16 protein-coding genes are annotated in these 19,029 nt (G+C 61.2%); 5 read left to right on the plus strand and 11 right to left on the minus strand.

The features are described from left to right. Positions 1–61 precede the first annotated feature (61 nt). The 11 genes from JMY29_RS12690 to JMY29_RS12740 all read right to left on the minus strand — a co-directional run bounded on the left by JMY29_RS12690 (position 62) and on the right by JMY29_RS12740 (position 9,490). Complete coding sequence (locus tag JMY29_RS12690; RefSeq protein ID WP_018776400.1) at positions 62–1,477, minus strand: M23 family metallopeptidase; 1,416 nt, start codon at positions 1,475–1,477, stop codon at positions 62–64. 55 nt (positions 1,478–1,532) lie between these two features. Further along, positions 1,533–2,447 carry a permease-like cell division protein FtsX gene (gene ftsX, locus JMY29_RS12695; protein WP_018776401.1) on the minus strand — a complete coding sequence of 305 codons (915 nt, stop codon included), beginning with the start codon at positions 2,445–2,447 and terminating at the stop codon, positions 1,533–1,535. Continuing rightward, the gene (gene ftsE, locus JMY29_RS12700; protein WP_018776402.1) at positions 2,444–3,208 is read right to left on the minus strand and encodes a cell division ATP-binding protein FtsE; all 765 of its coding nucleotides are present in this window, start codon (positions 3,206–3,208) and stop codon (positions 2,444–2,446) included. The genes ftsX and ftsE overlap by 4 nt, the downstream gene beginning before the upstream one ends. Before the next feature lie 208 nt (positions 3,209–3,416). Beyond that, on the minus strand, positions 3,417–4,538 hold the full coding sequence (prfB, locus tag JMY29_RS12705) for a peptide chain release factor 2 (protein WP_018776403.1): 1,122 nt from the start codon (positions 4,536–4,538) through the stop codon (positions 3,417–3,419). A gap of 64 nt (positions 4,539–4,602) precedes the next feature. Next, complete coding sequence (locus JMY29_RS12710) at positions 4,603–5,007, minus strand: pilus assembly protein TadG-related protein (RefSeq protein ID WP_189075163.1); 405 nt, start codon at positions 5,005–5,007, stop codon at positions 4,603–4,605. 137 nt (positions 5,008–5,144) lie between these two features. Further along, positions 5,145–5,534 carry a hypothetical protein gene (locus JMY29_RS12715; protein ID WP_306876992.1) on the minus strand — a complete coding sequence of 130 codons (390 nt, stop codon included), beginning with the start codon at positions 5,532–5,534 and terminating at the stop codon, positions 5,145–5,147. A 118-nt stretch (positions 5,535–5,652) separates the two neighbouring features. After that, entirely contained in the window at positions 5,653–6,000 is a 348-nt protein-coding gene (locus JMY29_RS12720) for a TadE family protein (protein WP_229778542.1), read from the minus strand. A gap of 83 nt (positions 6,001–6,083) precedes the next feature. Further along, positions 6,084–6,323 (minus strand): hypothetical protein, encoded by a 240-nt coding sequence (locus JMY29_RS12725; protein ID WP_110503932.1) that lies wholly within the window; start codon positions 6,321–6,323, stop codon positions 6,084–6,086. 151 nt (positions 6,324–6,474) lie between these two features. Continuing rightward, on the minus strand, positions 6,475–7,416 hold the full coding sequence (locus JMY29_RS12730; protein ID WP_189075164.1) for a type II secretion system F family protein: 942 nt from the start codon (positions 7,414–7,416) through the stop codon (positions 6,475–6,477). Next, positions 7,413–8,267 (minus strand): type II secretion system F family protein, encoded by an 855-nt coding sequence (locus JMY29_RS12735; RefSeq protein ID WP_064721715.1) that lies wholly within the window; start codon positions 8,265–8,267, stop codon positions 7,413–7,415. The genes JMY29_RS12730 and JMY29_RS12735 overlap by 4 nt, the downstream gene beginning before the upstream one ends. Next, positions 8,267–9,490 carry a CpaF family protein gene (locus JMY29_RS12740; RefSeq protein ID WP_189075165.1) on the minus strand — a complete coding sequence of 408 codons (1,224 nt, stop codon included), beginning with the start codon at positions 9,488–9,490 and terminating at the stop codon, positions 8,267–8,269. Before JMY29_RS12740 ends, JMY29_RS12735 begins: the two co-directional genes overlap by 1 nt. A gap of 633 nt (positions 9,491–10,123) precedes the next feature. Here JMY29_RS12740 and JMY29_RS12745 point away from each other — a divergent pair. The 5 genes from JMY29_RS12745 (at position 10,124) to JMY29_RS12765 (ending at position 18,828) form a co-directional block, all read left to right on the plus strand. Further along, a complete protein-coding gene (locus JMY29_RS12745) occupies positions 10,124–12,514 on the plus strand; it encodes a GH25 family lysozyme (protein ID WP_374757487.1) in 2,391 nt (796 codons plus the stop codon). A 258-nt stretch (positions 12,515–12,772) separates the two neighbouring features. After that, complete coding sequence (locus JMY29_RS12750) at positions 12,773–14,119, plus strand: hypothetical protein (protein ID WP_018776412.1); 1,347 nt, start codon at positions 12,773–12,775, stop codon at positions 14,117–14,119. 171 nt (positions 14,120–14,290) lie between these two features. After that, a complete protein-coding gene (locus JMY29_RS12755) occupies positions 14,291–15,121 on the plus strand; it encodes a hypothetical protein (protein WP_229778543.1) in 831 nt (276 codons plus the stop codon). Between the two features lie 285 nt (positions 15,122–15,406). Continuing rightward, on the plus strand, positions 15,407–15,733 hold the full coding sequence (locus JMY29_RS12760; protein ID WP_229778544.1) for a hypothetical protein: 327 nt from the start codon (positions 15,407–15,409) through the stop codon (positions 15,731–15,733). After that, a complete protein-coding gene (locus JMY29_RS12765; RefSeq protein ID WP_055972005.1) occupies positions 15,733–18,828 on the plus strand; it encodes a chitobiase/beta-hexosaminidase C-terminal domain-containing protein in 3,096 nt (1,031 codons plus the stop codon). Before JMY29_RS12760 ends, JMY29_RS12765 begins: the two co-directional genes overlap by 1 nt. The last annotated feature ends 201 nt before the right edge of the window (positions 18,829–19,029 follow it).

Consider the following 19,029-nt stretch of genomic DNA (forward strand, 5'->3'; position numbering starts at 1 on the left):
GAACTCCTTGTTAGTTGCGGATTTGAACCAGTGTACGCCAGAGCGGGCCGTTTCCCGGACCCTACAGAAGGGTCATGGGATCCACCGCTGTACCGTTCAGCCAAGTTTCGAAGTGCGCGTGGCAGCCTGTGGAGTTACCCGTGCTGCCCGAGTAAGCAATGAGCTGGCCCTGCGCGACCCTCTGCCCGTTCGCCACCACGATGCTGCTGTTGTGGTAGTAAATCGTGGTCAGCGAGTTGCCTTGCACCACACCGTGGGACAGCTTGACGCGCCATCCACCGCCGTCGGCAGAGTTCCAGCCTGAGTTGAAGACCTCACCTGCGGCTGCGGCGTAAACGGGAGTCCCGCACGGGGCGCCGAAGTCGATGCCGGTGTGCATGTAACCGCCGGTGCCGTAGAAGTCGATGGTGCCGGGCGGCGTCGCGCGCCATCCGAAGCCCGAGGTGATCGGAACATAGCTGGCGAAGGGATGGCGCAGGCCGAACGCCGACGGCGAACCGGCAGCCGGCGGAACATAAGGAGCTTCAGGAGGTGCCGGGCGTCCGGCGGCAGCGGCTGCCGCAGCGGCCGCGGCTTCTGCTTCGGCGGCGAGCCGGCGCTGCTCCGCTTCCCAGGCTTCCCGCAGTTTGCGGTCACGCTCGACGATCTCGGCAGCAACAGTGTCCTGTTCCGCCTTCACCCGCGCGAGGTTCGCTTCAATCCCCGGCTTGGCCGCTTGCAACTGTCCGTTGAGGCGCGTGGTGTCCTCGATCAGCTTGTCCACTTCAGCCTTCTTGCTGGCTGCCTCGTCCCGTGCTGATTTCTCCCGCTCAAGTGCCGCGTCTGCCTTGGCCTTGAGATCCTGGATTTCTTCCTCGACCGCCACCAGTCGCGCTTGCGAGTTCACGTTAGTGGCGTTCTGCTGGGTCAGTTTGGTCATGGCCGCGTTCTGGCTTCGCATGGCCTGGTCAGCGAGATCCATGGACTCGGTCAGGTTGCCGGACTCGCTGGAACCGAACAAGAGGGCGACATTCGTGGGCACGCCGCCGGACTTGTAGGCCTGCGACGCGATCTGCCCGATCAGCTTCTTGGTATCAGTGATCTTCTGCTTGTCGTTTTCCAGCTGCTCGGTGATCTTGGCCTTGTTCTGCTGGGCGAGTTCCACCCTGGCGGCCAAAGCCTCCACTTCCTTGACGGCACTCGCGACGCGGCCCTGCGCTTCAAGCAAAGCCTGCTGGGCGCCGGGAAGGCGGCCCTGGTAGATCACAAGATCGCCGGCAGCCTTCGCAATATTCGAGTCGACGAACTCCAAGGATGCCTGGACCCGTGCCGCCTCTGCTTCCAGTGCGGCCTGCTGGTCTTCGAGGTTGTCCGCATGCGCTGCAGGCGCTCCCGACAGGAGACTGACAGCCAGCCCGACGGCGAGGACGGCACCCAGCATCCGAGCCTGGCCCGACGCAAAGCGCCGACGCAGGGAGTTCGGGTCCAACGTGGTCATCAGGAATCCTTTTCGCTTGCAGCAGTGGTAAGTCCGAGGGACATGGTCTTCATGGCTAAACCTTCAGGTATCGCCGGAGAGTCAACAGCGACGAGATCCCCGCCAGGCCCGCGCCCAGGGCGATGAGCACAGGGGCGATCACCAGGACCTGGGTGGAGGAGATAAACGGAGTATTCAGGAATTGCCGTGAAAGGTCGCCGTTGAGCCAGAAGTGCGCCATCAGCCACAGGGTAACAGAGGCCAAAACCGCTCCAACGACGGCGGCTATGACACCTTCAAGGATGAACGGCAGCTGAATCACCGTCTTTGAAGCGCCTACCAGTCGCATGATGCCCGTCTCCCGCCGTCGGCTGAAGGCCGATAGCCGGATGGTGGTGGTTATCAGGAGGACCGCGCAGAAAATCATCACCGCGGCCACGCCGACAGCCGCTACCGAGGCTCCGTTCATCCACGAGAAGATCCGTTCCAGGACCTGTCTCTGGTCGCTGACTGTTTCAACCCCTGGCTGGGAGGAGAACGTCTCGCTGATGATCTGGTACTTTTCCGGGTTCTTCATGTTGATACGGAATGAGGCCGGCAACTGGTCCTCTGATACCGAATCAACGATCGGAGAGTTCGAGAACTGTTCCTTGAAGTGCTTGTACGCCTCGGCCTGGGATTCGAACTGGAAATCGTTGATGTACTGCTTCACCGCAGGAGACTCCAACATGGCCTGGAGGTTTTCCTGCTGCTCCTTCGTCGCCGGTCCCGACGCGCAGCCGACCGCCGTCGAACCGTCGTTGCAGAGGAAGACCGCCACCTGGACTTTGTCGTACCAGTAGCCCTTCATCTGGTTGATCTGCATCTGCAGCATTCCCGCCGCACCAACAAAGGTCAGCGAAACAAAGGTCACGAGCACAACGGAGATAACCATGGACAGGTTTCGGCGCAGACCGCTGCCGATTTCCCCGAGGATGAAAAGGAGCCTCACAGCTGTGCCCCCTGCGCGCGGTCGAGTTCTTCGCCGCTGGCGTCCCGCAATCGGCGCGATTCGCCGACTACCGGAATCATTGACGTGTACAGGGCCTTCGCTTCGTCGCGAATGACCTTTCCGTTCTTGAGCTCCACAACGCGGCGGCGCATTTCGTTGACAATGTCGTCATCGTGGGTGGCCATGACCACAGTGGTGCCGTTCTGGTTGATCTTGTCCAGGACGCCCATGATTCCCATCGAGGTAATAGGGTCCAGGTTTCCGGTCGGTTCGTCGGCAAGGAGGATTCCCGGACGGTTGACGACGGCGCGCGCGATCGCGACCCGCTGCTGCTCGCCACCGGAAAGCTCGTGCGGCATGCGCCGTTCCTTGCCTTCAAGGCCCACGGTCTTCAAGACCTCGGGGACCGTTTCGCGAATAATGGAGCGGCTCTTCCCGATGACCTGCATGGCGAAGGCGACGTTGGCGAAAACGTTCTTTTGCGGCAGCAGGCGGAAATCCTGGAACACCACGCCAATCCCACGGCGCAGCTTGGGCACACGCCAACTCGAAATGTTGGCGACATTCTGGCCGGCAACGTACACGGATCCGGCTGAGGCCTTGTCTTCCTTAAGGATCAACCGCAGGAAAGTGGATTTGCCCGAACCAGAGGCGCCCACAAGGAACGTAAATTCGCCTCGGTTGATCTCAAGGCTGACAGAATCGAGCGCCGGTCGGGCATTCTGCTCGTAGACCTTGGTGACATTCTCAAATCTGATCATGGCCCTTAGTACCCCGCCGGACATGACATGAGTCGCCCAGTCCAACAGCCGGAGCGCGGGCTTTCGATGGGGGAAGTGAGAGCACCGGCCACTCGACTATACGCACGGGTAGGCCAGCATTACGGGGCTTTCGGGGGCGTGTCGCGTAATAAGGGCCGAGTCTGGGAGCCCTCTGCCAGCCTCCTGCTTATTGGCTGGCTGCTGCGTCTTACTGGTTGGCCGCTGCGTTGCGGTTACCGGTGCGCCAACGGATGCCGGCGTCGATGAAGTCATCAATGTCGCCATCCAGCACGGCAGAAGTGTTGCCCACTTCGTGTTCGGTCCGCAGATCCTTGACCATCTGGTAGGGGTTCAGCACGTAGGAGCGCATCTGGTCGCCCCATGAGGCTTTGACGTCCCCTGCCAGTGCCTTCTTCTCTGCGTCCTGCTGTTCCTTCTTAACCAGGAGCAAACGGGACTGCAGCACGCGCATGGCGGCTGCCCGGTTCTGGAGCTGGGACTTTTCGTTCTGCATGGAGACCACAATGCCCGTGGGAATGTGGGTCAAGCGTACTGCGGAGTCAGTGGTGTTAACGGACTGCCCGCCCGGGCCGGAGGAACGGAAGACGTCAACCCGGATCTCGTTGTCGGGTATTTCGATTGAATCCGTCTGCTCGATCAACGGGATGACCTCAACGGCTGCAAAGGATGTCTGCCGGCGACCCTGGTTGTCGAACGGACTGATGCGCACCAGCCGGTGAGTGCCGGCTTCCACACTCAGCGTGCCGAAGGCGTAGGGGGCCTTGACCTCGAACGTAGCGGACTTCAGGCCGGCTTCTTCCGCGTAGGACGTGTCCATCACCGTGGTGGGATAACCGTGGCGTTCAGCCCACCGCAAGTACATTCTCATCAGCATCTCGGCAAAGTCGGCTGCATCGACTCCACCCGCTCCGGCCCTGATGGTCACCACGGCTTCGCGTTCGTCGTACTCGCCCGAGAGCAAGGTGACTACCTCAAGCTCCGCGAGGGCTTTGCGGATGGACGCCAGCTCTTTGGCGGCCTCGGCCATTGAGGCTTCGTCGCCTTCATCCTGCCCAAGTTCGACCAGGACCTCGAGGTCGTCAATCCGGGCTGCGAGCTTTTCGAGTCGTTCGACTTCCGATTGGCGGTGTGACAAACGGGATGTCACCACCTGGGCCGATGCGGGGTCATCCCAGAGGTCCGGGGCCCCGGCCTGCTCGCTCAATTCGGCGATTTCAGCCTTGAGAGCGTCAACGTCAGTGACGTTTTCGATGGAGCCGTAAGTTGCTCGAAGTGCGCGGATTTCTGCGGGAAAATCTATGTCAGCCATGGTTATCCCAGCGTACGCTATCCATCAGGCTCCCTTGGCTGTCCGGCTTTTGTCCGTAGATTCATTACTGCGTGAGCCTCGACCGCGCCGTCGCCCTGGCCTCGACGACGATTCCATCCGGCACCAGGAAGCTGATCACCGGCGGGTGGGCGACAGACCTGAGAACCACCACTGCCGTCCCGCCAGGCTCACTCCCGGTTCCCTCCCCCACTTCCAATCGCTCGTGGCCCGCGAAGGCGTTGCTTTTCCCAAGATATGAGCCTGCAGCCGCCAGCACCCGGTCATCCATCAGAGAAACAGCAGGTAGGCTCCCGCCCTCCAGGTCACCCACCAGGTACGAGTCTGCGGCTGCGAGCGCGGCTCCGTCAGCCAAGGACAAGAGCTTCTTGTGTTCCAGGTACACGGAGGAAGCGGCCATCACCACTGTGGCCAGGAGCAGTGCCAGCACCACATATCCGAGAATCAGCACTGTAATTTGCCCGTCATCGCGGTGGAGGACGCCATTGCGAGGCAGAATGCCAAAGCGATGCGGGCCGCCGTATCTGCGTCCCCCGGGAGGCCTGGACGCCGTGAGGGGTCGAGGGCTTCTTACCTTTTGTTTCCGCGTCATTGGTAGCGACCCACTATCTGCGTGGCCGAGGCGGATACCTTACTGGCACTGAGCTTCAGGGTGTCACCGAACGGGACCATGGGAAGCAGAACATCGACGTGGACAGTAACGGTGACACTTGCCCCTGCTGTCAGACAATTTTCCCGATCACACGAAATCTCCACGGTGGCCTGATCCGGCGTATGCCCGTAGTCGGCCAGGGCCACAATTACGGACTGCTCCGCCGCTTTCCTCGCGCTTGCCGGGTCGTGCTGAAGGACGAAAACTTTCGCGGCCTGGTCGGCCGCTCCGACCACTCCAAACGATGCCCCCTGGATTTGCCCAATGGTCACCACGAAGTAAATCAGTGGCACCATCAACAGGACTGCGAGAAAGGTAAATTCCACGACGGCGCTCCCCCTTTGTCCTTCGATGTTCCGGTCGCGCCCTTCGACCGACAGTTCGGATAAGCACAGGACGTAGCACATCCTTAGCCGGAGCGCTTTGCCAAATGACTGTGCCGCTTCAACCAGGAAGGGCGGCATGGCCGTGCACCTCCATCAGGCCTTCAGGTCCAACCAACCCGAGGACCGGCATCGGCGCCTTTACCGTCACCTCCAGAATGCGGATGCCGTCCATTACCTCTTCGCTCGAGGTAATGCTTTGCGCGAAACCCTCGTTCAGGGCCGCGGTAATCAGCTCCGCCGTCCGGGCTTTTGCCTCCGATGACGTCCGGTCGGCCAGCGCGCCGTACCTCGCTCCCGAAGCTGCAGCGTCAACGAGCGTGTTGCGTACATGCAACACCAGCATCAGTTGAATGACCGACATGCAGAGTAGGGTCAACAGCGCTCCAACCAATACGAAGTCCACCACAGCCGTTCCTTGTTCTCGGGTGGCTCGGGTCGAGCCTGAAGGGCGAAGGACAGTGGAGAACAGGGCCTGCCCCTCCACGCGGCCTATTTGCCCACCTTCGACATGGCCTGAGTGAACAAGTCATTCAAGGCAGGTGTGGCGAGGGCAAGAAGTCCAGCGACCAAGACCGCTGACATGAGTGTGATCATGACCCATCCAGGCACGTCTCCTCGTTCTTGCTCCTCTGGCTGCGGTGCCGCCCGCAAAACGAAGTCAGTGAGCAAAGCCCGCCCCGACACGGTACGGACTGGTGCAATGGGCGACCTGCTGGCAAATGTTTTCATGATTCTCCCCAATAACGGTGATACGGCGTTGTCGCTGTGGTGCTGTGTGACAGTGATGCTGTGTTGTTGCTGTATTGCTGTGTTGTGACTGTGGCGCGCTGCTGCTCCCGCTTGTTCCGGGCCGCATTCCTGCAGGAGGAGATGCAAGGGACTAGAGGCTCATCTGCAGGGCTGCGATGGCTGGAAAAGCGGCAAACACGACCGTTAGTGGCAGCACACCGAAGACGAGGGGCACCATCATGGCTATCTCCTTGCGGCCTGCGGATTCCATCAGCTCCCGCTTGGCGGCATCCCGGACATCGGCGGCCTGTGCCCGAAGCACATCTGCCAGTGGGGTCCCGCGTTCGACAGCCACCACCAAGCCATCAAAGAACCTGACCAGTGGTGGTAACTCTGCGCGGCTGGAAAAGGACTGAAGTGCTTCCGCCAGAGGCTTGCCGGACCGGGCATCCGCAAGAATCAGCGCGAACTCGTTGGAGAGTTCCCCTTGGGAGCTACGGCTCACCCGGTCCATCGCGCCCATTGCGCTTTCGCCCGCAGCTACGGCCAGAGCCATCAGCTCAGCAAGGCTTGGAAACTCGGACAGCATCCTTCTCTCACGTCGCTTGATCTGCTGCCCCAGAACCATGTCGCGGAGCACATACCCTCCCAAGGCGGCCCCAACTACCAAGACGCAGGACACCGCCGGATTGAACTGCCCGGATGCCGCGCGTGCTGTGACCACGAGCAACGCCACGACCAGACCTCCGCTGGCCCAAAGGATCTGCTCGACCCTGTAGTCAAGGATCGTTTTGGAGGACCCGGAGCGGGCCAGCCTCTTTGCCGCGACGGCGGAGCCAACGTTCAACCGCGACATGTTTTTCACCGCGTCCCGAAAGATGGGGCGAAGGATTCGTTCCAATGTTCCAAAAGGTGTGAGGTCCGGCTCTTGCGCAAGCAGGAGGCGTGACTCGAGGTTCCTGGATTTCAGCTGAGGGCTGATGCGCTCCGTAAAAGTCATTCCCCGCAGGAACGGCAGACGCGTCAAGACGAGCCAGCATCCAATTCCAAGGACGGCGCCGGAGACCGCGGCCCAAGCAGTCGACGTACTCATCGCAGAACGCGTTCATCATCAGGCAACGCACCAATACGAAGCATCAAGGAATAGCAGCACACGGAAACCAGCAAGCCAGCGAGAAGCACCATTGCTCCCACGGTTGAGTTGTAGGCCGGCATCGCTTCCGGACGGCTGGCCATCAACACCAGGACGATCCACGGGGCCGCGACTGCCAACCTCGCAGCGTTGACGGTCCATGATTGCCTGGCTTCCAGCTCACTCCGGGTGCGGGAGTTGTCCCTGAGGAAGTCGGACAAAGTCCCCAGCATTCGGCCCAGGTCGGATCCGCCAACCTCGCGGGTCATTCGAAGGGCTTCAATGATGCGATCGGCCACCGGGTCCGCGAGACGGTCCTTAAGCCTGTCCAACGCAGTCTCAAAATGCCCACCGGAGCGGTAGTCGGCACCAAAATCCAGGAAAAGCGGCCGCAATTCCTCCGGTCCTTTGGATCCAAGCTGAATGAGCGCTTCAGGCAGGGCAAGGCCAGCGCGAATAGCCGAGCGCAGGTGGTCCACGACATCCGGCCACAACAAGCGAAGCGCCGCACGACGCTTTCGCGCCCTCCGCCTCACGATTGCCAAGGGGGTCCAGGAACCGAACAACCCGAAGCATAGCGCGACCACCGGCGCCCTTGTGATGAGGAAGAAGACCGCCATGACTGCACACCCAAAACCCCCGCAGCTGAGGAGCAAGGCAGATCCTGTGACCTTTTCAATCCCTGCTGACAAAAGCAATTGGTCCAGGCGGCGTCGTTTCTTTTTCCGTGGCCTGGCTGTCGGTTGATCCCAGGTGGACCACCAGATAAGGAAAAGCCCCAAGCCACACAGAATGCCCAGGAGAGGCGGCATCAGTTCACCTCCAACAGCGCGGAGACGTCGAAGCCTGCGCGGGCAAACTTTTCCGCAGCGGGCATCGCGTTGGGCCTCGGCTGCAGTTGGCCTGCTGACATCCCAAAGACAGTGGAGGATTCGATGATCCCGTTTTCAACCCTCCGCCCCAAAGCGAGGACCTCCGTTATCTGCCTTTTCCCTGTCGGATGCCTGCCGCAATGCACCACCAGATCAATGCACGACGCCACTGTGGGGACCACAAAGGCACTGGCAATGTTGGCTCCGGCGAGAAGGGGCAATGTGCAGATCTTGGTTACGGCGTCGTGGGCAGAATTGGCATGCACAGTGCACATACCGGGAAGCCCGGAGTTGAGGGCGATGAGCATGTCCAGGCTTTCGGCTTCGCGGACTTCGCCCACAATGAGCCTGTCCGGCCGCATTCGAAGGGCTTCCTTGACGAGCCGCCGCAAAGGGATTTCGCCCTCACCCTCCAGATTCGGTTGACGGCACTGAAGTCCTATGACATCCCGTAAGGGAAGCTGGAGTTCAAAGATTTCCTCCACAGTGATGACCCGCTCGCGTGAACCTATGTGCGCTCCCAGGCAATTGAGAAGGGTGGTCTTTCCCGCCTGCGTGGCGCCGGAGACAAGAATGTTGAGGCCGCTCGCTACTGCCGCGCCCAGGAACCTCGCAGCTTGTGGTGTCAGGCTGCCGAGCTCTACCAAGTGCTCCAGGCGGCTGGCGCGCGCGGTGAACTTCCTGATGTTCACCGCCCAGTGCCTCCGGGTGATGTCCGGGATTGCCACATGCAGCCTCGAACCGTCCGGAAGTGCGGCGTCCACGAAGGGCGATGACAAGTCCAGTCGTCGTCCGGAAGTCTTAAGCATTCTCTCTACCAGGTCCCGGACCTGCTGCTCAGTGAGGCTGATCGTAGTCAGCTCGGATTCACCATTTCGGGCCACGTAGACCTCGTGGGGAGCATTGATCCAAAGCTCCTCGATCGACTCATCGTCCAGAAACGGCTGCAATGGCCCGAACCCCGCGACAGCGTCGTAAATCAGACGACGCGCCGACTCGAGGTGACCCAAGGGAGGAAGCGGAGCGAGGAGGGCCCGTTCGTCGTAGTCGTTGACTGCCGCGTCCACCAGGCTTCGGACATCACCAGCCTGTTCCAGTGGATCCAGGCCACGACGCCGGATGAGCTCCCTGACCTCCCCCTCGACGATCCTTACAGCATCCACAGCTCTCCCCCGATGGTCACGATTGCGTAAACGAGAGGCGCATCTCGAGTGACTTACGCTAAGCGAGCCCAAGGTCCGCCTCAAGTCAGTCCGGACGGCATGTGGATAACTTGGGATCACTGGTCCCGGGGGCATCGTGAATCCCACTAGTCACTCCTGTTTCAGAATGTTAGGGTAAAGCCCGTTAGGAGCTGGCCTTTGGTCTCACGCGCAGGCGCCCCGGAGCTTGTCCCTAAGCCACACCATGCACCGCTGAGCCGCGGTACAGGGCCGGATGTGATGATGAAACGTAAATTTTTGGACCCGGTCGGACGCATCCCCATGGTGCGGGCAGGGCTGGCGCTCACCGTCGCCCTTACGGCAGGCAGTTTCCTTTGCGCGCCCGCATGGGCACAGACATCCGGTCCGCAGCCGGCGCCCACTTCTGAGGCTCCTGGCGGCGGATCATCTCAGGGCCCCCAGCCGGCTGGGAATGGCCCGGCTTCACCTCCGGTTGAAAGCACACCACGGCAAGGAAAGCTCCCTGACCAGCAAGCGCCGATCACCGGCGTCGAACTTACACCCGGTGTAGCGTCCCAACCTGCGCCTGACCCGGCCGGCAAAGCCGAAGCGCAGGCCACAAAACCCAAGTCCATGCCTGGTGACGCACCCGACGCCGAGAGTATGAAGGCCGCCATGCGCGCCGCCATCCCGGCCGGCGGCGCGGAAATGGGCCAGCGCTCCCCGAGGGTCGTGACGAACAAACAGGATAAAGAGGCGGCGGCACCGGCCCGAGGCAAGGCCGTAGGAGCAGCGGTCAAGGCCACGGTACCGATGGCGGCAGACACAGGCCACTGGCGGCCCACCATTGGAATCCAAGGGCAGGACGTGAGCGCACACCAGGGCAACGTCGACTGGCAAAGCCAATGGAGCCAAGGCTCCCGGTGGGCCTACGTCAAGGCTTCCGAGGGAAACTACTACCTCAACGAGAACTACACCCAGCAATACAACGGTTCACGGAATGTTGGCATGGTTCGCGGCGCGTATCACTTCGCCATCCCGAACTGGTCATCCGGAGCAGACCAAGCCAGGTACTTCGTAGCGAATGGAGGTGGCTGGTCGGCCGACGGCTACACTCTTCCTCCGGTGCTTGACATTGAGTACAACCCCTACGCGGGCCGGACCATCAACGGCTTCTATTTCGGCAACACGTGCTACGACATGTCCAAGGCCCAACTGGGTCAGTGGGCTGCCGACTTCGGCAACACCGTCAAGGCCTTGACCGGTCGATTCCCCGTCATCTACAGCACGACCGACTGGTGGAATACCTGCGTAGGCAACAGCACCTTTGGGAGCTACCCGTTGTGGATTGCTTCCTATTGGAACAATCCCACCAATTCGCCGGGCTCGCTGCCGGCCAGTTGGAACGACTACTCAATGTGGCAGTACAGCAGCACGGGCCCCTTCGAAGGCGACTCGAACATCTTCAACGGCACCTTTGATGAGCTCCGTACCTTTGCCCGGGGTGTTCCGACCCCTTCGAATCCCTCCATCCGTTCCGGAGCGGATGTGCTTGCGGTGATGCCTTCGGGACGACTCGATAATTTTCCAGCCGACGGCCAGGGACGTATCTCCGGGCCCGTGACCATCGGCTCCGGCTGGGGCAACGCCCTCTCCGTCCACGTCGTTGACTGGAACCAGGACGGAGTCCAGGACATCCTGGCCCAATGGGCCGACGGAACACTCCAGGTTTTCCGCGGCACTTCCGGCGGCGGCTTCAGCACGCCCATCCAAGTGGGCAGCGGCTGGCAGGAAATGTCGCTTGCCACCGGATGGTGGAACTCGAAGGATGCCTTCCCTGGAGTCATTGGCCAGGACGGCAGCGGCAACCTGTACCGATACCAGAACGCCTCGGGCGGTGCTCTGGGCGGCGGTGTCCTGATAGGTACCGGATTCAGTGGGCACCAGTTCAATCTCCTGGACTTTGACGGCGATGGCAGCCAGGACCTCGTCTCCAGAACAGGCGACGGAACGATGCGGTTGTTCCGCAGCAACGGGCTCGGGTCCTTCCTTACAGAGCCGGCACGGGTCATCGGAAACGGATGGTCCGCCATGACTTCAGTCAGCTCCGCAGCGGGCTTCAACGGCTCCGGCTCGCAAGGACTGCAGGCACGTGCCGCCAACGGCGATCTCTACTATTACCCTGCGGTGAACGGCTCGTGGGGTAACCGCTTCCTCACTGGTCTCGGCTGGAACGATGCCCTGCTCATTGGTGGTGCCCCGGTCAACGTCGAGGCAACACTGGGCGTGGATGAACCCGATGTCCTTGCCATCCGGCAGGACGGCAATCTTTACCGGTATGCGGGCTCAGGTTCCGGCGGACTCACCTCTCCCGAACTGATCGGGAAACAATGGACGGGATTGAAGGCGGGCTTCCTGACTGATTGGAATGGCGACGGCGCATTGGACATCCTTGCCCAGTGGAGTGACGGCCGGCTGACACTCTACCCGGGCTTCAAGGGGGCCGGCTTCGGCTCTCCCATCAGTCTGGGTACAGGCTGGCAGGACTGGACGCTGACCGTCGGGACGTGGAAGAAGTCCGATCCCCGGCCAAGCATTGTGGGATACGACCCCGCAGGCCGGTTGTTCCAGATCGGCAATCCATCAGGCGGGGCACTTGGAACGCGCACCCAGATCGGGACCGGCTGGTCAGGCCTGGACATAGTCCAGATGGATTTCGACAAGGACTCAAACGCCGATCTCCTGGCTAAAACCGCTTCGGGAGACCTCATGCTTTACCGGTCGACCGGTACCGGGAGTTTCATCCCGGAAGCTCCGGCAACCATCGGTACAGGGTGGAATGTCATTAACAGCTTTGGCGCAATCCGAGGATTTGCTGGAGCGGGTTCAACCGGCATCATAGGTCGAACAACTGGCGGGGAGCTCCGCTATTACCCCGTTGGGCAAAACCGTGCATGGGGTCCAACCAGCGTCATCGGATCCGGCTGGACAGGGCTGAAGATCCTCTCCCCCGCATCCAGGTAGCGCCAGGCAGCCAACAAACGTCGACTGGCGAAGGGCCCGCAAACTCCACAACGGAGCGAGCGGGTCCTTTCTGTTTTTCGTAGCAAAGCATCGCAAATGAAACAAATGATGTTCGCTTCATTGGATAGGCCTCATATTCCGGATTGCGTGATCTAATGAAGGTGGTCTCACGTATTGGCTGTTCAGCGCAATGGGAAACGGGCTTTGTTTGGGGGCAAACGAAGGTCACCATTCCGCACAATCAAGGAGTGATCTTTCATGGCGTTTACCGTTTCTACGGCCAAGGTCAGCATTTCCCCACCGTTGGATGTCAACCCATACATGGCGGGGTACGGGACCCTCGACGGTGGTCGCGAGGCTACCAGCAGTGCACCTTACGAATCCCTGTGGGCCAGGGCCATAATCCTCTGGGAAAACGGCTCGCCCAACCTGATCATGAGCGTGGACATCCTGGCGCTGCCGCACTCACTCCATCAAAGCGCCCGGGCGAGAATCCTCCAGCTCGCAAACTGGAGCAACGGGGACATCCTGATCCAATCCACCCACACACATAACGGGCCGGTGGTGGTTGATACCCTCCACCCGTTCATGTGCTACGGCCTGTCGGATTTGTCCATGGTGGAAACGTACAGCCAACAGCTCGAAGACGACCTCGTGGATGCAGCCCAAAAAGCGCTCAACAACGCCCAGACGGCAGTGACTCTCGACTACAAAGTCACCACGGCGAGTATCGCTTACAACAGGGCAGGTCTGCCGTACCTGGAAGACACCGTTCCCGTTATCGTCGCGCGTCGGGCAAACGGCAAAGCGAGGGCGGTCATTTTCAATTACGCATGCCACCCTGTAGCTGCCGGCATGCGCACACTCTTTGACGGTGATTTCCCGGCGGGGGCCTGCAACTACATCGAGAACAACAACACGAACTGCTTTGCGCTCTTCCTCCAGGGAGCGGCCGGAGACCAGAATCCCATGGGCGAACCCAGCTGGGAACTTCGCGACGAGTATGCCACCAAGCTGGGTTCGGCCGTCTCGATTGCCATGCAGACCCCCGGAAGGACCATCGGCAGCCCTCTCCAGACGAGCTATCAAGAGGTACAGATTCCCCTGGACATCACGCCCACAGCCGGCAACCTGGCGGCCGTGCGCGCGGCCTACGCGTCCAGGCTGCCCAACCTGGATGGAAATCCGGCCTGGTATGGACGCCACGCCCAAGTGATGATCGGACGGATCGACAGCGGAAGCTACTCCACCTCCGTCACGTGCCCCTTCCAGGTTTGGAAATTCGGCGGCAGCCCACAACTGAAAATCGGCATAGTGGGCGGCGAACTCGTCAGTGGCTATGCAGCGTACTTCCGGTCAAAGTACGGCGGAGCCAATGGCGTCATTGTGGGCGGCTACGGCAACGAATCCTGCTACTACCTGCCCAGCGCCCAATTCCTGCCTCCCTATTCGGTGGGCGGCAGTTACGAGGGCGGATGGGATCCTGACTACCCTGGAATCGCTGGCGGATCCATGACCGTCTACGGCCACATCGGCCACTTCCTCGGCGGTACTGGTGGCGTGGAAGCCACTGTCATCAACACTCTGAACTCAATGCTCGCCTAGGCAGGCATACTTCCGTCGAAGGCCTTGGCCAACAAGCCAGGGCCTTCGACGTACCGCAGCACGTCCTGCGGACCTCTGCCGCGCAATTCGTAGCGGTATCGATACCCAATTCGCCGGGCAATCTGTTGACCCGGCCATTCGCTCCGGACAACCATGGAGCTGGAGGCCACGATGCGATTTCATAACCTTGCAGCGGTAGCAGCAGCTGTGCTGCTGCTTGCTTCGGGCTGTTCCTCAGCTCCAGGAGCAACACCTTCGAGCACTGCGCCTTCCACATCAGCCCCCACGGTCCCGACGTCACCATCACAGTCCGCGCCGCCGTCGGAAACTTCTGCTGCACCCACCAGCGGACAGGGACAAGGCGGCGGACAGGGACAAGGCAGCGGACAGGGCGCCGGCGACCCGGACGACTCCGGCCGGTTTTCCTATACCTGTGCCAGTCTGAACGCAGTCCCCGAGACCACATTCTCAAGCCTGGCGGAAGTCTGGGCCTCATCGGGTTACCTGCGGCTGGACTCCTGCACAGCCAACTACGACGGGCCGCAGCCCTATGAGCCCACAGATGACGAGGCCCATGTCATTGCCGTCGCGGCGCCCGGAACGGACCCCGCACAAGGCCTGGACAGCTACCTGGCAGCACTGGGGCTGTGTACCCGCGTCAGCGATGATTCTGCTTCGGACATCTTCGGTGGAAGCAGCCGGCAGTTGCTGAAGGCAGCAAGCGAGCTGTGCCCCAAAGCGCCCCAGGGAAAGATCATTGCCCTATGGGCTGCGGGTGCCCGCGCTGGAGACGGTCAGCATGTAGTAGGCGACGGCGGCCTGGAACCGGGAAGATTCCATCTCCGGAAGACCCCGCCGGATGGCTGCACTTGGAGCATCAAGGGACCAGACGGCAGCCAAAAGGCCGCTGGCGGCGCCCCGGAAGGTCAAGCCGGAATTCTTCTTGCAGAAAAAGACGTCTTAAGTAGTGACAAATGCGGAATTTGGGAGAAGATGGAGTAATGCAGCCGGCAACGGCTGGGGCGAAAATCCAACTGCATGCGGAGCTGGGGAGCATCCGAATGAAGTGGGGATCCCTCGGTGGATATGCCAAGACGCGCTGTCGTCCAGTTTGGCCTTGCCGGTCTCGTTCTTACGGGCTGCTCTGTCCAAGTCACGCAAAATGTTGAGCCATTCCGGCTGGGCGTAACGAATGCCGGCGATGCCGACACTCCTCGGCCCGAAAGACCGGAACCGGTCAAAAGATACAAGTTTGACTGCCGCGGGGCCGATGGAAAATCGCTCGTAGTGTTGTCGAGCCTTCCTGAAGTCTGGGCCAATACCCAGTACAAGAAATTCGCCGACGTCGGCGTCAGCTATGTCGGCCCTCAGCCCCAGGTTCTGGAAGCCGAAGAAAACGCCGCAGTCAATGTTGCCATTGCCGCTGGCGCATCCGGCGCCCGGACCGATATCTGCTTGGCAATCGTCAAGGCATGTACCCGTAGCAATCCCCCGACCATCAGTACGGCGCTGTACGGGCTCGGCGGTGCACCCATAGTCAAAGGTGCGCTGACGTTGGCCCCCATGGCCCCGCAGTCGGCAGTCCTGACCAAGTGGCTGAAGGAAGTGGCGTGATGGAACAGTCCACAGCCCGGAAATTCTCCCAGCGCCTGCTCCGGGGCAAGAAGCTGACCACAATCCTGGCGGCCGCTGCACTGGCCGCGGCCGGAATGACCGCCGTCGTCTCCAGCACCCCGGCCTTTGCCGACCAGCAGCGACAAGTGGTTGGCACGGGCCTCACGAAACCTGCCGGGGCCGTGGTTGACCCCATTGGCCGGGTATGGGTCTCAGACAGCGTGGCGGGTTTCTGCCGGATGTCCGAGCCAGTCAACGGCCAGCCCGGCACCTTGGAAAAGGCGACCTGCCTCGGCGGCACCCTGCCGGGAGCCACCCCTGGCCCAAAGGTGCCAGGGGTTTCGGTGGTCCTCGACCCTACCCCGGCCTCCGTGGGCAACGGTGACGAGACTGTCTTCATCCCGGACTCTTCAGTGGGCAGTGCACATCTCGTGCGGGCCGTATGGAATCCCCCGTTGGACCTGTTTGAATACAGCAGTACGCTGACCGTCTTGGACGGCGATGTCAGGCCAAATGCGGTCAGCGACGGCCCGGACGGCAACATCTACCTTTCCTTTGCAAACGCCCGGTCGATCATCAAAATCGTTGATCCAACCATCAAGCATCCGAGCATCGAGTCCATCGCCTCTGTCACTACAAAGGCCCTGGGCCTCGTGGCCGCCGGTTGGGACAGCAACGGACACGCCAGCGTCTACGTGTTGGAAACCACTGGACTCCGCGCATTTTCCGCTCCGGACGACGGCGACATGACCAACTATGTGCCGTTGACCTCCTACAACGTGGGCGTGGCTTCGGCGATCTTCTATGACCACGAAGCCAACATCATCTACACAGGCACCAGCAGTGGCGTCACCGCGGCCGATGCCGGGAAGGACAAGATCTCCAGGCTGAATCTCAGCACTGGAGTCGTGGACAACTCCTGGGCCTTGGGCTTCAGCAAGATCAGTGGCCTGGGAATGCGGGGCGGGCAGTTGCTCGCGCTGGATGATCCTGGACAGCTGAACGCCACGCCGGCTACCGGACAAGGAAAGATGAGCCTCCTGGGCGGAGTCAAAGCCCAGATCACTTCGGGCCCGACGCTCGCCAATGGTGCCCAATCACCCAATACCGCTTTCACCAACGACACAACGCCCACCTTTGGCGTGAGTGCCGATCCAAGCGGCAGCGCTTTGGAATGCTCCGTAGGTGGGGCCTGGACAGATTGCACCGCCGGCACTTACACCTCGGCGGTTCTGGCAAACGGACCACAAACATTCTCGGTCCGGCCGGCACCAGCAGGCGTTCCCGTTTCCCGCACGTTCACCGTGGACACAGTGGCACCTGCTGCTCCTGTCTTCACTGCACCGAACAGCGGACAAGTGGTGAATGGCAAGCCCGTACTCGGCGCGACCTTCGAAGCAGGAACGATACTGAGTTGCTCAGTCGATTCCACAGCTGACGCTGACTTCAAAGCCTGCGTACCGGGCGACACCTTCACGCTGACAACAGCGGGTGCACACACCTTGCGGATCCGGAGTACGGATCCTGCCGGAAACGTCGGCCCTGCTGCTGCCTTGACCGTGACAGTGGATCTGACAGCACCGCAGGTGGCGATCACCGCCCCCGCCAGTGGTGCCACAGTGGGTGCCGGGTACCAGTTCCAGTTCGCTTCCACCTCACCGGACGTGGCCGGATTCCGCTGCCGGTTGGGAACGGATGCCTTCACTGCATGCACCTCACCGAAGGTTTACGCGGACATCGCCAACGGCCCGAACAGGTTCGAAGTTGAAGCCCGGGACGGAGCAGGCAACACGACCGTGGCCGGGGTGAACTTCACGGTCTTTGTCGCCGACACAACGCCGCCAACCGTGACAGCAGATCCCATAGGAGGCACCTACGGCCCGTCGAGCAAGATCACGCTCACGGCAAGTGAAGCTGACGCGAAGATCTACTACACCGAAGATGGCAGCACACCCACCACGGCAAGCCCGCAATACACGGCTCCAATTGCGATGGGGAGCAAGACCCTGAAGTACATCGCAGTGGATGCCGCGAACAACGCCTCAGCACCGCAGTCACAGGTGTACGTGTTGGATAACGTTGCGCCAACTGTCACGGCCAACCCCCAGGGAGGCAATCTCGCCCTGGGACAAAGCGTCACTTTGACTACGGAGTCCGGGGCAAAGATCTACTACACAACGGACAACACCACTCCGACTATCTCCAGTCAGGTTGGTACCACCACGGTCACGGTCACACCGACTGCGACCACTACAGTGAAGTACTTCGCCGTTGACACTGTCGGAAACCAGTCCGCTGTAGCCTCGCAGACCTACACGTTGCCTGCTGCCCCAGCCAACACCTGGAAGGACTACAACTCCGATGCCAAGAATGACATCCTGGCGCGGGACGCGGCCGGAACGCTGTGGCTGTACCCGGGCAACGGGACGGGCGGCTGGCTAAGCAAGATCAACACCGGAACCACGTGGAACAACTACAACCTGATCGTTCCAACGCGGGACTTCAGCGGAGACGGCCGGAGCGACGTCTTCGCCCGGGATGCTGCCGGACAACTCTGGCTCTTCAAAGGCAACGGAACAGGCGGTTGGCAGCCGGCAGTTTCTGTTGGAAGTGGTTGGAGCGCAATGACCGCAGTTGTTGCCCCGGGTGATTTCAACGGCGACGGCAAATCGGATCTCCTCGCCAGGGATTCTGCCGGCGTCCTGTGGCTCTACAAGGGCGACGGCCTGGGTAAGTTCACAGCTGGGGCAACCCAGGTTGGGGCCGGCTGGAACGTCATGAACTCCATTTTCAGCACAGGGGACTTCAACGGCGACGGGAAGACCGACATCCTGGCTCGAGACACCGGCGGTGCGTTGTGGCTCTACCCCAGTAATGGCAGCGGAGGCTGGGGCACCCGCACCCAGATCGGCAGCGGGTGGGGCGGCATGACGGCACTCCTTGGCCCAGGCGATTTCAACGGCAACGGCAAGTCCGATGTCCTCGCCCGGGACGCCAATGGCAATCTATGGCTCTATCCAGGTAATGGCACCGGTGGGTGGCTTGCCTGGGGCCAAGTAGGAACCGGTTGGCAAGGATTCACCTCGCTCCCCTAACGGAGCGAACAGCCTGGCTTGCCGTTTCGAGGGGTGCATCGGAGAATATCCGGTGCACCCCTTTCGTTGGCTGGGTTCGGTGAGCGCATCCGTGCTTCCACGGAACGTTTGCCGCAATGAACTAGACTGAGGGTTTGCAAGGACCTCGTGACGCCAGAGTTGCGGGCTGCGGCTGGCGTCAAGAATTCGTCGGCACGAACT

It is taken from the genome of Paenarthrobacter nicotinovorans (genome assembly GCF_021919345.1).
Lineage (GTDB): Bacteria > Actinomycetota > Actinomycetes > Actinomycetales > Micrococcaceae > Arthrobacter > Arthrobacter nicotinovorans.